Raw genomic sequence first — 14,803 nt, 5'->3', positions numbered from 1 at the left:
GATTTGATGCAAAAAGCATGCTTGGCGATAACTTGCGGCTGCGGGGAGAGGCCAGCATCGCCTGTGAAGACACGTCATGATGCGTATTTCATGCTCTTGATCTGACGGGAAACGCTGGACCCTGGACTCTACTTCATGCTGCTACAGGCTGTTTACAAAAGTGACTGACGATGGCAGGAATATCAAGCATGAGCACGACCCTGCCATCACCCCGTATGGTAGCGCCTGCTATCCAGGGTACACCCTTTAGAAACTCACCCAGCGCCTTGATGACCACTTCCTCCTGACCCACAACCGAATCCACACACAAGCCTACCGGCCTCCCAGGGGTCTTGCAGAGTATGATTGAACGGGTGTTTCCCGCCTCTTGCTCTCCCGCCACCACCTTTGAGAGTCGCACCAGGGGGATGATCATGTCTCGAAGCAGCAGCACGTCGCTGCCCTGTATCGTTTTGATCTGTTCCTCTCTGACCTTTATTACTTCGAGCACGACCTCGAGGGGAATCGCATAGATCTCTATTCCGACACTGACCAGAAGCGCTTTCATGATGGCCAGCGTCAGCGGCAGGATAATTGTGAACTTGGTCCATTTTCCCGGCAGCGAATCAACGTACACCTGCCCGTGCATCCGTTCAACGTTCGTCTTGACCACGTCCATGCCGATGCCCCTGCCCGAAAGGGATGTGACTTCGTTTGACGTGCTGAACCCCGGAGTGAATATATAAGTAACGGCTTCCTGCGCACTTAGATTTTCTTTCTCATCACGGTGCACAAAGCCCTTTTCCACGGCCTTCTCTTTTATTGCTCCGACGTCTATCCCTCTTCCATCATCCAATACTTCTATGACAACCTGATTAGCCTCCTGTCTGGCCTTGAGGGATATGACCCCTTTTGCTGCTTTACCCATCCTGCTCCTTTCTTCAGGCGCTTCAATGCCGTGATCTACAGCATTCCTCATGATATGGGTGAGAGGGTCGTAAAGAGCTTCGATCAAGGCCTTATCCAGCTCGGTCTCACCACCCTCTATGATCAACTCCACCTGCTTGCCGGTTTGCGCGCATAGATCACGGACAAGCCTCGGCACCTTACTGAAAAGCCTGTTTATCGGCACCAGGCGAACTCGCATCACAACCGTTTGCAGGTTGTTTGTAATCGTCTCGACGTAACGCGTTCCCTCCATGAGACCTGCTATCATTGGCTTGAGGGTTGGTAACCATGTATCGCAGTCAAGTTCGGCAAGAGACACTATGGATTGGTTCTCTTGCAGGATACTATTGAAGAGAAGCAACCTGTTCTTGCAGAGTACCAGTTCGCCCACCAGGTTCATCAACTCGTCCAGTTTTCTGGTGTCAACTCGCACGGTCTGCTCCCGGGAAGACAGGGTAGCTGCACGAGCCTCTTTTTCCCCTGCCGGCCTCGTTACTGATCCTGCATCTTTCCTGTCGTCTGAGACTAAAGGGCCTCTTTTGAGGTGAGTAGTCCCTTCACCCGCTTTTGCGAAGGATCCGACAGCGGGTTTCACTTTATTCCCGGACTCTCCGAGAGCGTCCAGTTCAGCCAGCAAGTGAGCCATATCGCTTTCCTCACGGCATTCCCTTCTGATCTCGTTGACAAGAAGCTTCATTCCGTCGAGGGCTCTCAGAATGCAATCGATGTTATCCCTCTCAGGTTCCAGATTGCCTCTCCGCAGCTTGCCCAGCACGTCTTCCGTCTTGTGGGCAAGCGAAGAAAGGCGGTCAAAACCGAGAAACGCCGAGGTCCCCTTGATGGTATGCACAGACCTGAATATTGCGTTCAGCATCTCAGAAGAAGGTCCCTCTTCCAAAACAACAAGGTCCCGTGCGGCCCCTTCTATGAGCTCAATGGTGTCGACGACGAATTCTTCCCTGATTTCGTCGAGCTCAGCTTTGTCGATCGCCTCATCCACGATTCAGCACCCGCATCCTCATTTCCAGTTGTTTTGTTCTCTCCAGGTCAGCAAGCGGCATGAGAACCGCTTGTCTTCATAGTGCCCCCATAATTGCTGCTGAAATCTCTTGCGCCGGCACGACGGAATTGGTTAGGCTGGCCTCGGCCACAGCCTTGGGCATGCCGTACACAACCGAGGTTTCTTCGTCCTGGGCTATTACAAAACCGTTCCTTGTCCGGATAGCTATCGCCCCCTTCAACCCATCTACGCCCATACCTGTCAGAACTACTGCTACAGCTTTCGACTCGTACGCCTCTGATACCCCCGTGAACAGCATATCAACCGAGGGCCTGTATATGTAACTCTGATCTTCCACCAGTTGAACGATCACATTCCGGCCTGTGCGACGCACGATCATATGCACATCCCCCGGCGCGAGCAGCGCCACACCCGGCATTAATCTCTCGTTATGTTCCGCCTCTTTCACCTTAATTGGTGCCAGAGCGTCCAGTCTCTCAGCAAAGAATCGCGTAAACGATTTAGGCATGTGCTGCGCTATGGCTATCGGGACCGGAAAATCCTTTGGCAGGCTGGTCAGTATTTGTTGAAGCACCCTGGGTCCGCCTGTAGAGGCGCCGATCGCCACCACAGCGCCTGAAAGTCTCTTTCCGGAAGTAAACGCGAGAGGTTTGTCCGAGCCACGGGAATCGGGAAGGGGGGGATGGGGGAGCCTCTTTGCAACAGCCCTTATCTTGCCTATCAGCTCTTCGGCAATCCGTGTGATGTTGAGGGCTCCACTGCAGAGTTCTTTAGGCACAAAGTCGCATGCTCCAGCATTGAGCGCATCGAGTGTTACGGCTGCCCCCTCCTGCGTCGCTGCACTCAACATTATGACCGGCAAGGGCGATCGAGCCATGATAGCCTTGAGGGCTTCGAGCCCGTTCATGCGCGGCATCTCGATGTCCATTGTGACCACGTCAGGCTGCAGTGTTTCTACCTTCTCCAGTGCTTCCTCACCGTTTTGTGCCGTTCCGACAAGTTGGATAAGAGGGTCTTTGCCGAGGATACGTGAAATGATCCGCCGCATCAGGGGCGAATCATCAACCACGAGGACGCGTATCATCGTCCCCTGCCGTGACTTCTATCAGTCCCTTAGCACTGCTGAGTGAGTCATATACCAGAGACAGGAACCCGATCGGGTCGTCTACTGCGATTGTGTCGGTGGACTTATTGGCTGTCTCACAGAATTCCCGGTGACGCGCTGCGAAGTCATCGAAGCTCTGCAGATCTGTGTTCATATCGATGCGCTTGGCAAATTGATTGGCTAGGTAGGTTGCAAAAGCACTCTCCTTGTTTTGCGGAGCCGACACGGGAAAATGGTGATACCTCACTCCATCAGAAATGGCTGACGGCAGGTTCCACAACTCAAGCAGGAACGCACCCATTTCACCGTGGTCGATGGAAAAGACTGCTCGCTCCGCTTCTACTGTCGAGGTCTGCTTGGTCTTAATTAAAGAGAGCATCTCCTGCCATTCTTTCTTGAAGTAGCGGTACATAATGATTCTGCCGATATCGTGGAGGATACCGCTCACATAAATCTCATTGTGGTCGACCGGAGAAGCGGCGTGCGAGCCCAGCAATTTTGCCAGGCTTCCGCAGATAATTGCGTGAGTGATAAACAATTTGCGGTCAAACGTCGTATCGGCGCCCTGTATCATCGCAAGGAAAGGCATCTGAAGCACAATATAGCCGAGGTGCTCATAGCCTATGACGGCTATAGCTCTCTCTATAGTCGTGATGTTCCTGAAACTACGGGTGCCGAAATACGCCGTGTTTGCAACCCTCAACACCTCACCCGACATCGAGGGGTCCATATGGCGTGCCAGGTCCGAAGCAGAGCTCATGGGATCGTCTATTAGCACCAGGATTTCGCTGACTATTTTAGGGAAGGTCGGCAGGATCTCGATCTGGCGAAGCTTCTTTAGTATATGGTTCTGGTTGCCCATGGATCGCCCTACTTAGTTATCGCGCAACTACGGCTTCATCTTAACTCTTGTCAGGTATCGGGCGGGCGGGCTGGTTCTTGTTTGTTGGATTTGATAGGTAGCCTTCTGCCTCGGCTTCGGCGTTAATCTACTTCACCTTTTTCTTGAGATATGTCCTGAGGCTCAGGACCGCCTGTGAATGGATCTGCGATATCCTTGCCTCGGTGATGCCGAGTACCTCGGCGATCTCCTTCATATTCATGTCTTCATAGTAATAGAGGCTGAGAACCAGTCTCTGCTTCTCAGGAAGGCGATCGATCTCGCGTCCGAGCATCGACTCCAGCTCTCTCATCTCGGCGCACTTTTCGGGACTGGCGCCCTCCTCCATGACATACCTGATGATGCCGTCCCGGTCCATTCCCGATACCTCGGAAATATCTTCGATACTCAGGATGGACAGGCTTCCGAAGTCCTTGAGCATGATCAGGTAATCGTCAAGATCAACCTTCAGCTCTTCCGCTACTTCTTCCTCGCGCGGATACCGCCCCAGCTCCGTCTCTAGTTTGCGTATCACTTCCTCCAGCTTTTTCGCCTTTGTCCTGGCGCTTCTCGGAAACCAATCCCGTTTACGGAGCTCATCAATCATCGCCCCCCTGATCCTCAGGTAAGCGAACGTGTTCAGTTTTATTCCTCTGCTCGGATCAAATTTCTCCATGGCCTCCAGGAGGCCGAGCACGCCTGAGGAGATAAGATCTTCCGTTATACCGTCGTCGTCGAATCCCCTCGATACTTTGAAAGCCAGGTGTTTTATGATCGGAAGGAATTCCTCGATTGTCCTCTCGCGATCATCAACCGCCTGTTTCTTGTAGGCTCTCCTCAGCATACTTAAGCCACCAGCCTGTGACAGATCCGGGCCAAGGCCTTTGTCGCGTTTGTCTCCGGAAATGTTTCTGCCCAAAGCTTCTGTTTTTTCACCGCTATGTTAACGTTCTTGTCCACTGGGATATACCCTGCAAAGTCAAGGGAGATATTGAGGAATCTGTCTGTCACCAGAAGAATCTTCTTATACATGTCGAGCGCTTCCTTCTCGTCTCGTACCATATTCACAATGATCTGGAAGTCCCTGCGCCCCGTCTCTTTACTAAGTACTTTTATCGTGGCGTACGAATCCGTGAGGCTGGCGGGATCGGGCGTGATGATGACGAACACATCCTCGCTGATCGCATTGAAGTAGACCACGTTTGAAGAAATCCCCGCCGAAGTGTCCATGATAAGAAAATCATAATCAGGAATATCCTGAAAGGAGGACAGCAGTATATTCTTCTCTTCCATCGAGAGATTCGAGAACTCTGAAATACCCGAAGTAGCGGGTATGATTTTAATCCCGAAGGGACCCTCCACGATGATATCTTTCATGGACTTGGTGCCGTTGATCAAGTCTCTGATATTGAACCTCGGCACCATGCCAAGCATGATGTCAATATTTCCCAGAGCGAGATCTGCATCGAGTATGTACGTCGATTTTCGCATCGCACTCAGGAGGTAGGCCATGTTGGAGACGATCGAGGATTTCCCGACACCCCCCTTCCCGCTCGTGATCGCTATGGTTTTCTTTCTTCGTGCCTCCATACGTTCTCCTCTAAGACTAAGGTATAGAATGTCTCTTGATCGGGTACCACTATGTCCTTGATACCCATGCCTGTGGTCAGGAAATAAAGCGGTTTCCTGAGAGTTACCAGATGGGCAAAGAGATGGCCCAGCGACTTTTCCTCATCGAGTTTCGTGAAGATCAGGCCGGCCGCGTCCGTCCCGTTGAATTGGCCGCAGTAGTCCACGACTTTTTCGCTCCTCACCCATGAGGGGAAGAGCAGGAATTTTTTGCAGCCTTTCAACCTCCCAAGCACCTTCTTCTGCAGAAGCTCATTACCCGTAACATCGATGATCTTCTTGCGTGTCTCCCGCTCAATCAGAAAAGGGAGGTCTTCATCGTTTGCTGTGAAGTAAAAAGGTATGCCGGTACTCTCCGAGAAGAGCATCAGCTCATTGTAACGTTCTTTCCTCACAGGCTCATAGGCTATGATCGCTACCGGTACGCCCGCATCTGTGAAGCGCCTCGCCAGTTTCTTGGTCGTTTCAGTCTTGCCAGCGCCGCTGGGACCAAGCATGAGAATCGGCTCATTCGAGCTATCGATAGAGCTTACCGTTATCCGTTTTGCCAGCATTCTCTTCAAGAAATGGTTTACCTTACTCGAATCCTCGGCAAATTTTCCGGCCTCTGCATACACCTCTGACAGAAGAGCGAAAGCGAGTTTTGGGTCCAGGCCATTCTTCACCATTTTCTGGTAGAGGAGCTGCAGGGTTGGCGGAAAGGCGTCGACCCGATACCTTAACGTATCCGATTCGATTGAGCCCATGCGTTCGCTCAGGGACCTGACGGTCAACCCGATCTCTTCGATTCTCTTCATAACTTCGTTCACAGGAGCTTCCTGGGGTGTCAATTCTTCGTCGATTGCGATCAGGATCTCGTACCCTTTTCGACCAGGGTCGGTGCTCTCCTTTATGTCTATGATGATTGCATCCGGGCCGTACTCAGCCTTTATCCGCTTTATGCCCTCCTTGACGCTCTCGAAGAAGAGCCGCTTAACCTTCATGAGCTCTTATCACCCCCGCTGATTTGATTTTGATCTGTTGCGGGATTTCGTTATGGGATATGACCGCAATCCCCTGGATATAGCGTTCGAGGAGTTTACGCAGTCTCGGGCGCAAAATCGGATGCACAAGCATGACGGGTTGTATGTTCTGTATCATCATATTCTTAACCTCATTGCTGATCTTATCGATCATGCTCTGGGTGAATCCCAAATCCAGTGCAAGATATGTTCCTTGTTCTGATGTTTGGAGGCTGGAGATCAGTTTTTCCTCCAGGACCTTCTCGAAAATCAAGACGTTGAGCACGCCGTCGACAAGATAAGGCTTCAGGATACTCCTCGCCATGCGTTGCCGCACGAACTCGGTCAGCACCTCCGGGTCCCTCGTAGAAGAGGCGTGATCAGCGATGGTTTCGAGGATAGTCACTATATCCCGTATGGAAACCTGCTCCCGCAGCAGGTTCTGGAAAACCTTTTGTATCACACCGATATTGGCCCCGCCTTGCGTCAGTTCCTCGACTACTTTCTGGTGGGTTCCGGATACATTGTCAACGAGTTTCTGGGCCTCCTGCCGCGTCATCAGCTCATGCGCGTTGTTCCGCAGTATCTCTGTCAAATGTGTAGCAATCACCGTCGCATGATCGACAATGGTGAAGCCTTCAGATGTGCACCTGTCCCTGTCCTTCTCTTTGATCCAGGCGGCTTCTAGATTAAATACCGGCTCTCTGGTCGGAATGGCATCCGCTATCCTGTGATGCTCGTCAGCGCCCATTGCCAGCAGATGCCCGAGGAGCAGCTCGCCCTTCCCCATTTCGATACCTTTGAGAAAGATGGCATATTCCCCCGCCTTAAGTTGGAGGTTATCCCTCACCTTCATCGGTGGAACCACAATGCCCAGTTCTCCTGCAAGCTGCTTTCTGATGGCCTTGAGCTTCTCGAGCAGTTCACCACTCTGGTCGGTGTCTACAATCGGAATAAGCCCATAGCCGATCTCCACTTCAAGAATGTCAACAGGTTGGACCACTTCTGCCTTTTCCACCGCCTCCTGAGGCACCTCCGGGATCTGAAGAGCCTCCTCTTTCTGAGCTTTGGAAATAACATATCCGCCCCCGGCAGCCACTGATGCCAGGAGAAAGAAGGGCACGGCAGGTATGCCCGGGACCATGCCGATAGTCACCAGTATGACGGCCGCCAGTATCAGGGCTCTCGGTTGCATGGTGAGCTGTGTCATCACGTCGCTTCCAAGGTCCGACTCACCGGCTGCCCTGGTCACGATAATGCCGGCAGCTGTGGAGGTCAGCAATGCCGGTATCTGGCTGACGAGACCATCGCCGATCGTCAGCACGGTGTAGACTGAAAGCGCATCAAGTACAGGCATATCCTTCTGCACCACACCGATGATCAAACCTCCCAGGAGATTGACAAAAATGATTATGAGGCCCGCTACAGCGTCTCCGCGGACAAACTTGCTTGCGCCATCCATGGCCCCGTAGAAGTCTGCTTCCATCTCTATGCGGGCGCGCCTCTCCTTGGCCTGTCTGTCGTCGATAAGACCGGCATTCAAATCCGCATCTATACTCATCTGCTTGCCGGGCATCGCGTCTAGGGTGAATCTGGCTGCCACTTCCGCCACGCGTCCGGCGCCCTTTGTGATGACCACGAAGTTAATGATGATGAGGATCAAGAATACGATCGCTCCCACGACATAATTGCCGCCGATAATGAATGTGCCGAATGCCTTTATGATCCTTCCGGCAGCCTGCGACCCTTCGTCACCATGCAGGAGTATGAGTCTGGTGGAAGCGATGTTCAGGGAGAGCCTGAAAAGTGTCACTATCAGAAGAATCGAGGGAAATACCGAGAAATCGAGCGGACGATGCGTATACATGCCGAGAAGCAGGATCATCAGCGAAGTAGAGATGCTCAGCGAAATAAAAAGATCGATAAAAAAAGGATTGAGCGGAATGATCATGATGAGAATCACGACCACAACGCTCGTGGCAATGAGTAAATCGCTTTTTCCTCTCAGCCAGACAAGCGCGTTTTCCATCTAGAGACCGACCTTCTTCTTTCGCTTGTAGACCTGTGCAAGGAGCTCTGCGACGACGAGGTAGAATTTTTCGGGGATATAATCCCCGATTTTGACACCGTAGAAAATACCCCTGGCAAGGGGCTTATTCTCGACAATGGGGACGCCATGGAGGCGGGCGACGGCTTTTATCTTGTCAGCCACAAAGCCTGCGCCTTTGGCGACAACCTGAGGCGCGGGCATTTCCTTCACTGCATACTTGAGCGCGACGGCGTAGGTTGTAGGGTTTGTCACGACAACGTCAGCCTTCTTCGTATCCTCCAGCATGCGCCTGCGAGCGAATTCTCTCTGCAAGCTTCTGATTCGTGATCTGACAAGGGGATTCCCTTCCCGCTCCTTCATTTCCTCGGTCACTTCCTGCTTGGTCATCCTCATATTTCTCATGAACTGCCACCTCTGGAAGAGGTAGTCAACACCGGCAAGGAACATGAATATGATGCCAAGCTTCCAGGCCAGCCTGAATCCCGTCTGCCCCAGGTAGCCGACAGTGAACTTCACATCCTTTTGCACGAGAGAGAGGATCACAGGGAACTCGTCTCTTATAATGGAATAGCTGATATACGTAAGGATCAGGATCTTCAGCATGGCCTTCAATACTTCCTGCAGAGACCTGAGGCTGAAGAATCTGCCTATGCCTGCTATGGGGTTGAGCATCTCAAGCTTGAAATTGAGGGCCTGCGTGCTCCATACAAAGCCCACCTGCGCCACGGTTCCCGCGATGCTCAGAAACGTTACGAGGCCGAAAATGGGCAGGACCAGAGCCAGCCATCTGAAAATACCGGATGAAAGGATCCCGTGGATACTCATCAGCGACACGTCCGTGTTCATGGTCTGAACGGACGTTACGTACGATTTGAAGGCCTCCTGGAATATGTGCGACATGGTGAAATAAAGAAAGATTGCCGAAAAAAGTATAATCAGGCAGGAGCCCAATTCCGCCGACCTGATGACCTGCCCTTTGTTCCTCGCTTCGTCGAGCTTCTTGTCAGTAGGTTTTTCGCTTTTTTCCTGGAAGCTTTCAGCCATAGCTATCGCATAGCCCTCAGCACTTTAAGAAATTCCGTATCGATCCCTTTGAACAATGTTCCAAGTGCAGGAGCCAGGAAGGAAAGCATGAGGGAGAGTATGGTGAGCGACACAAAGATCTTTACCGGAAGTCCCTCGACAAAGATGTTCATAGTCGGAATCATCCGCGACAGAAGGCCCAACGAGAGTTCTATAAGGAAGAGGGCCACGACCAAAGGTGCGCCGAACTTGAGGCCCAGGCTGAAAATCCTGCCGCTCGCCGTGGTAAAATAGTTGAAAAGACCGCTGGTAACGGCGGCGCTTCCCAGGGGCAATTCCTTGAAACTGGCGTAGATGCCTCGTACCACAATGTGGTGCGCGTCCACCGCAAAAAAGATCATGAGGCTGAGCATGTACAGGAACTCCTCAAGTATTGACGACTGACCTGAGGAAATAGGATCGACCATTCGCGCAAAGCCGAATCCTGTCTGGAAGCCGACTATCTCACCGGTGGCCTGAATTATTGCAAAGAGAAGACGGACTGCAAAACCTATGGAGAGGCCGATCAGCACCTCCCTCAGAATCGCAAGCAACACGACATAGCCGTCGCTTGCAATTTCGGCAGGATAGGAGACCGCTCCCACCAGAAGGAATGACACCAGAAGAGAAAAGGTCACCTTGAAGACAATCGAGAGGCTGCGCACGGAAAAAACGGGCAGAAGCCAGAGTATCGCCAGCACTCTGAAAAAGATCAGTATAAATTTCGGGACGTCAGTGATCATTCGAACCTACCGCACATAAGTGGAGAAGTTCGAAAACAGGGTGACCGTGTAGGTTACAATGTTGTTGAGCATCCACGGAAAGAGCAATACGAGAACAAGAACCACAGCGAGTATCTTGGGCACAAACGTAAGGGTTACCTCGTGTATCTGCGTAGCCGACTGCACAATACTGACCAGAAGCCCCACGATCATCGCAGCCAGCAGCAACGGGGACATGATCAGCATTCCCATTTTCAATGACCCTCTAAAAATTTCTAGGACAAGCTCCTGGCTCATAACAACTCTCTAGGTTGAAATACCAAATTCCAATTCCGAAATCCTAAACAAATTCCAATGTTCAAAATTCCCATACGAAAACTGCCCGGGTGCGCAAATGCGTTTGGAACATTCGGCATTTGATAATTGTTTGAAATTTCGTACTCAGGATTCAGGATTTGAAATGCAATCATCCAATCTCCTACATAAATCCCTTCACTAGCGAGCCGACGAGCAGATTCCAGCCGTCGACCAAAACAAAGAGCATGAGCTTGAACGGCAGCGATATGAAAATAGGAGGCAGCATCATCATGCCGGTGGAGAGAAGCACGCTTGCCACCACCATGTCGATTATCAGGAAAGGTACGTAGAGTAGAAAACCTATCTGAAAGGCTCTCTTGAGCTCGCTTATCGCAAATGCCGGCACGAGCACGCGGAAGGGGATATCGCCCTCGTTCTTAGGACGCGCAAGACCGGCCATGTTCGCAAACAACGCAACGTCTTTTTCTTTGGCAAACTTGAACATGAACGTCCCCATTTCCTTGGATGATTTGTCAATGAAATCGTCATACGCAATCTTATTGCTCATGTACGGCGAAAGAGCGTTCACATGAATCCTTTCAAAGGTGGGTCCCATAATAAAGAAAGTCAGAAAGAGCGATAACCCTACGATCACCTGTGTAGGAGGAAGCGTCGGTGTTCCGATCGCCTGTCTCAGAAAGGACAACACTATGACGATGCGCGTAAACGAGGTCATCAGGAGCAGGATCGCCGGTGCAAAGCTCAGGACGGTAAAGATCAGGGCGAGATTGACGAGATTCTTGTTACCCTCCCCCCCGCTGAACATGCTTATCAGATCAACTTTTGCAGGAGTCTTCTCAGCCGTCGCCGTCTTTGCGCCGGCCGATCCAGGAAAAAAAGCAACAGAAGGCAACAGGAGAAGAAGCATCAAAGAAATCGCGAGAAGCCTCATTGCGGCGTCTCCTCCTTTTTCAACCGGGCAAGCAGCGAGATGGTGTCCTGCCCCACACCCAGTACCAGCAGTTGGTCTCTGACCTCCACCACAGAGATGAACTTCTTATAACCGAGAGGTATGGTCTCAATTCTTCTGAGTCCGCAACCCGTAGCTTTAGAATTCCAGCTCCCCTTGTATTTTCCCATCACCTTGTAAAGAGCACCGAGACATCCCAGCAATCCCAGCAGTACCAGGATCACCTTTATGAACTCGGCGTACATGCCTTCAATCATACCAGCTTCTGAACCCTCTCTGAGGGCGCTGCAATCTTATTTACCCGAACGCCTAATCTCTCATTAACGACGACCACTTCGCCTTTCCCCAGCAGCTTGCCGTTGACGAATATGTCTACAGATTCACCCGCTGCCTTTTTCAATTCAACGATGGAGCCTTTGTTCAACATAAGAAGTTCTCCGATCGTCATTTTGGTGCGACCTATTTCGACAGATATATCGATCGGCACATCCAGCAGGCTGTCGAGGTTGAGCGCGGCGCCCCCTGCCTCGGTTGTGTTCTGAGGCTCTTCCACCAGTTTTTCCATTCTTCCTCCCTACCTTATAATCTGCTCAACTTTTATCGCTTTGTTCCCTTTAAAGAGGCCGAGTTTACCGCTGAGCCGTGCCCGGTTGTCTATCTCCAGGTGCAAGGGATCATTTACATGACGATCAACCAGGATCAGGCTTCCTTCCTTGAGGCTTACAAATTCGTGAAGAGACATCCGCCTCCGCCCGAGGGTTGCCGTCAGCTCTATAGGAACTTTCATCAGCCTGTTCTTGAGTTGTTTTTCCCAGCGTTGCTTAATCTCCCTATCCTCCCGTGAAGGAGCCAGAACAAGAATATTCTTTATAGGCTCAAGAATCGAGTAGGGTACACAGACCTTCATCCAGCTGGTCATATCATCCACGGCAACCGAGAACTCGCAGAGGCTGACCACCTCCTCAGGCGCTATGGCGGTAACGTAATTCGGGTTCATTTCTGATCGGGAATACTTGCAGCGCAGGTCGTAGACATTCGACCAGGCTTTCTCCATCTCCGCGAGCACGACCTCCAGGAGCTTCTTTACCACCTTCAACTCGATCCTGGTGAATTCCCTTCCCTCAATCTTCGGAGCCGACAGACGAGAGCCCCCAAAAATGGTTTCCAGCACTGAAAAGATAAGCTTCGCATCGAAGATGAGGACGAGAAATCCTTTAAGGTTCTCCGAAGTAACAAGGTTCATATTCGTCGGCACTGGAAGATTCTTGGTCAGCTCTTTGTACTCAGTATTTTGAACCTTACTAGCATTTACCTCCACTGCCCGCTCGATGAACAGGCTCAAGGCAGAGGTGAGGGATTTGCCGAATTTTTCATATATAAACTGGAGCGTAGGTAGTTCCTCTTTCTTGCTTCGCGCCATGCTTGAGAAATCAAACGGGCGTACATCCTCCTCTGGCGCCACTGCCGTCTGTTCCGCCTCGGTTGCCACATCCCCGTCGGCAATGCCCTTCAACAGAGCGTCTATCTCGTCCTGACTTAGTAGCTGACTCACTGCCGCACCCTATGGAATTATGATGTCAGTAATGTAGACGGACTCCAGATCCTCTTTCTCCTTGAACACTTCTTTCAGGCCGTTCTGCAATTCTATTTTGATCGAATTTCGTTTGCTTATATCGATGAGTTCCTCGGCGCTTTTGCCGCTGAGGACCATCAAGGCCTTATCTCTGAGCACAGGCACTATCTTTTTGGCCTCTTCAAAGGCTTTCGGGTTCTGCAGGCTCAGCGCGAGGGAAACCTTTGCAAACCTGGAACTATTTCCTGCCAGATTGAAAATGAAGGGGTCGAGCGTCAGGATAGGCCCGTCCGGGCTCGCTTTCTTTGCCTCGACCGCAGCCGCCTTCTTTGTCAGCGAGCGGCCTGCGCTGCTGTGCGCCAGGAGGCGCTCGAGAATCTGGTCGCCAAAAAAGAAATAGGTTCCGGCACTGCCCCCGAGAAGCAACACCACCAGAAGGAGCAGCACAAGAATGAGTTTCGATCTCTTCTTGGGAGGAGCTTCCTCCCGCCCAGCGGCCGATTTCTCTTCCCGGTTTCCGTTTACCTTATCTTCTCTTTCCTTTTCATCCTTTTCCTTGGCCATGCGTCTCTCCTTCAGCTTCTGGATGAGCAATATGTATGCCAGATAGGGAAGGATGTGTCGAAACGTTCAGAGGCAGGCGGTTCTAGGAGAAAGAGCGGGAAGGGGCGGCCTGGATGCCATTCCGTGGCTGCCCCTGTGCGTTACAGCTACTGCTTTCTCTGTCATTTCATTGACAGAGAAAGGGACTCAAAAAAAGCTCCCCGTTATGGGGAACTCTTGATGTTCATCAATTCCTGCAGCATCGCGTCTGTCGTGGTAATGACTTTCGAATCTGCCTGGTAACCGCGTTCCGTTGTGATCATCTTGACGAACTCGGTGGCCAGATCCACGTTTGATTGTTCGAGAGAGTTAGGGTTGATATTCCCCAGAGAGCCAACTCCGGGGGCGTTCGTATACGCGATGCCAGATTTATAGGTTTGCGTGTAGAGGTTCCCTCCGTCGCGCTGCAGACCCCAAGGGTTGTAGAAGTTCGCCAGGCTGATCTGGTAGAGGCTGAGCACCTGTCCGTTGGAGTAGTGGCCCGAGATGACCCCATCGGTGTTTACGGTCACGTTCGTCAGCTCACCGGGCGCGTACCCGTCCTGCGTCTGAAAATTAGTGGTTGACGCGAGAGGGTACTGCGTCGATGCGCCGCCTCCCGATTTCGCACCCAGCACTAGGTCTATGCTTTGATTGGGCTCCGCACCGCCGCCGAAGTTAAAGATGATTGACTGCGGGTCGCCGCCGGAGACAAGGACGCCATTATTGTTGAACCTCAGGTAGCCCCACTTCGAAAGCGTGTCTGTTCCATCCGCCTCCGCATACCACTCCCACACGTTTGTCTGGACGCCGGCCGCAATCTCCTGCCAGCCCTTCCTGTAATAGACGGTTACTGTGTGTGGCTGCCCGAGCGAGTCATAGGTAGTGATGGAACTGCTGTAATTCGACGTGGTTGACTGATTGTTTGTGGCGCTCACGTTGGCCGGCTGAAAACCGGTCACATCAAACTGGGATGTTCCGGCA

The 14,803-nt window shown here is 51.8% G+C and carries 16 protein-coding genes; all 16 read right to left on the bottom strand.

Annotated elements, in window-relative coordinates; genetic code table 11:
• Positions 1 to 133: 133 nt before the first annotated feature.
• Positions 134 to 1,927, bottom strand: a complete 1,794-nt coding sequence (locus VMT71_16515; protein ID HVN25573.1) for a chemotaxis protein CheA — start codon at positions 1,925 to 1,927, stop codon at positions 134 to 136.
• Between the two features lie 76 nt (positions 1,928 to 2,003).
• Positions 2,004 to 3,032, bottom strand: coding sequence for a chemotaxis response regulator protein-glutamate methylesterase (locus VMT71_16510; protein ID HVN25572.1), 1,029 nt, complete (start codon positions 3,030 to 3,032; stop codon positions 2,004 to 2,006).
• Positions 3,010 to 3,915 (bottom strand): HDOD domain-containing protein, encoded by a 906-nt coding sequence (locus VMT71_16505; protein ID HVN25571.1) that lies wholly within the window; start codon positions 3,913 to 3,915, stop codon positions 3,010 to 3,012. The genes VMT71_16510 and VMT71_16505 overlap by 23 nt, the downstream gene beginning before the upstream one ends.
• Positions 3,916 to 4,042: 127 nt before the next feature.
• Positions 4,043 to 4,777, bottom strand: coding sequence for a FliA/WhiG family RNA polymerase sigma factor (locus tag VMT71_16500; GenBank protein HVN25570.1), 735 nt, complete (start codon positions 4,775 to 4,777; stop codon positions 4,043 to 4,045).
• 2 nt (positions 4,778 to 4,779) lie between these two features.
• Positions 4,780 to 5,523 carry a MinD/ParA family protein gene (locus VMT71_16495; protein ID HVN25569.1) on the bottom strand — a complete coding sequence of 248 codons (744 nt, stop codon included), beginning with the start codon at positions 5,521 to 5,523 and terminating at the stop codon, positions 4,780 to 4,782.
• Positions 5,496 to 6,545, bottom strand: a complete 1,050-nt coding sequence (locus VMT71_16490; GenBank protein ID HVN25568.1) for a hypothetical protein — start codon at positions 6,543 to 6,545, stop codon at positions 5,496 to 5,498. The genes VMT71_16495 and VMT71_16490 overlap by 28 nt, the downstream gene beginning before the upstream one ends.
• Positions 6,535 to 8,592: a flagellar biosynthesis protein FlhA gene (gene flhA, locus VMT71_16485; GenBank protein ID HVN25567.1), complete on the bottom strand. Its 2,058-nt coding sequence runs from the start codon at positions 8,590 to 8,592 to the stop codon at positions 6,535 to 6,537. The genes VMT71_16490 and flhA overlap by 11 nt, the downstream gene beginning before the upstream one ends.
• Complete coding sequence (gene flhB, locus VMT71_16480) at positions 8,593 to 9,657, bottom strand: flagellar biosynthesis protein FlhB (GenBank protein ID HVN25566.1); 1,065 nt, start codon at positions 9,655 to 9,657, stop codon at positions 8,593 to 8,595.
• Positions 9,658 to 9,659: 2 nt separating this feature from the next.
• Positions 9,660 to 10,418, bottom strand: a complete 759-nt coding sequence (gene fliR / locus VMT71_16475) for a flagellar biosynthetic protein FliR (GenBank protein HVN25565.1) — start codon at positions 10,416 to 10,418, stop codon at positions 9,660 to 9,662.
• 6 nt (positions 10,419 to 10,424) lie between these two features.
• Positions 10,425 to 10,694 carry a flagellar biosynthesis protein FliQ gene (fliQ, locus tag VMT71_16470; GenBank protein HVN25564.1) on the bottom strand — a complete coding sequence of 90 codons (270 nt, stop codon included), beginning with the start codon at positions 10,692 to 10,694 and terminating at the stop codon, positions 10,425 to 10,427.
• Positions 10,695 to 10,875: 181 nt separating this feature from the next.
• On the bottom strand, positions 10,876 to 11,646 hold the full coding sequence (gene fliP, locus VMT71_16465) for a flagellar type III secretion system pore protein FliP (protein HVN25563.1): 771 nt from the start codon (positions 11,644 to 11,646) through the stop codon (positions 10,876 to 10,878).
• A complete protein-coding gene (locus VMT71_16460; protein ID HVN25562.1) occupies positions 11,643 to 11,921 on the bottom strand; it encodes a flagellar biosynthetic protein FliO in 279 nt (92 codons plus the stop codon). Before VMT71_16460 ends, fliP begins: the two co-directional genes overlap by 4 nt.
• Positions 11,918 to 12,229, bottom strand: coding sequence for a flagellar motor switch protein FliN (gene fliN, locus VMT71_16455; GenBank protein ID HVN25561.1), 312 nt, complete (start codon positions 12,227 to 12,229; stop codon positions 11,918 to 11,920). The genes VMT71_16460 and fliN overlap by 4 nt, the downstream gene beginning before the upstream one ends.
• 9 nt (positions 12,230 to 12,238) lie before the next feature.
• Entirely contained in the window at positions 12,239 to 13,216 is a 978-nt protein-coding gene (gene fliM, locus VMT71_16450; protein HVN25560.1) for a flagellar motor switch protein FliM, read from the bottom strand.
• Between the two features lie 9 nt (positions 13,217 to 13,225).
• Entirely contained in the window at positions 13,226 to 13,801 is a 576-nt protein-coding gene (locus VMT71_16445; protein ID HVN25559.1) for a flagellar basal body-associated FliL family protein, read from the bottom strand.
• Between the two features lie 203 nt (positions 13,802 to 14,004).
• Positions 14,005 to 14,803: flagellar hook-basal body complex protein (locus VMT71_16440; protein HVN25558.1), on the bottom strand; the 799-nt coding region annotated here is incomplete at its 5' end.

The organism is Syntrophorhabdales bacterium (genome assembly GCA_035541455.1).
GTDB lineage: Bacteria > Desulfobacterota > Syntrophorhabdia > Syntrophorhabdales > WCHB1-27 > JADGQN01.
Note: the sequence above shows the minus strand (reverse complement) of the source record. Positions and strands in the feature narration are given on the sequence as shown.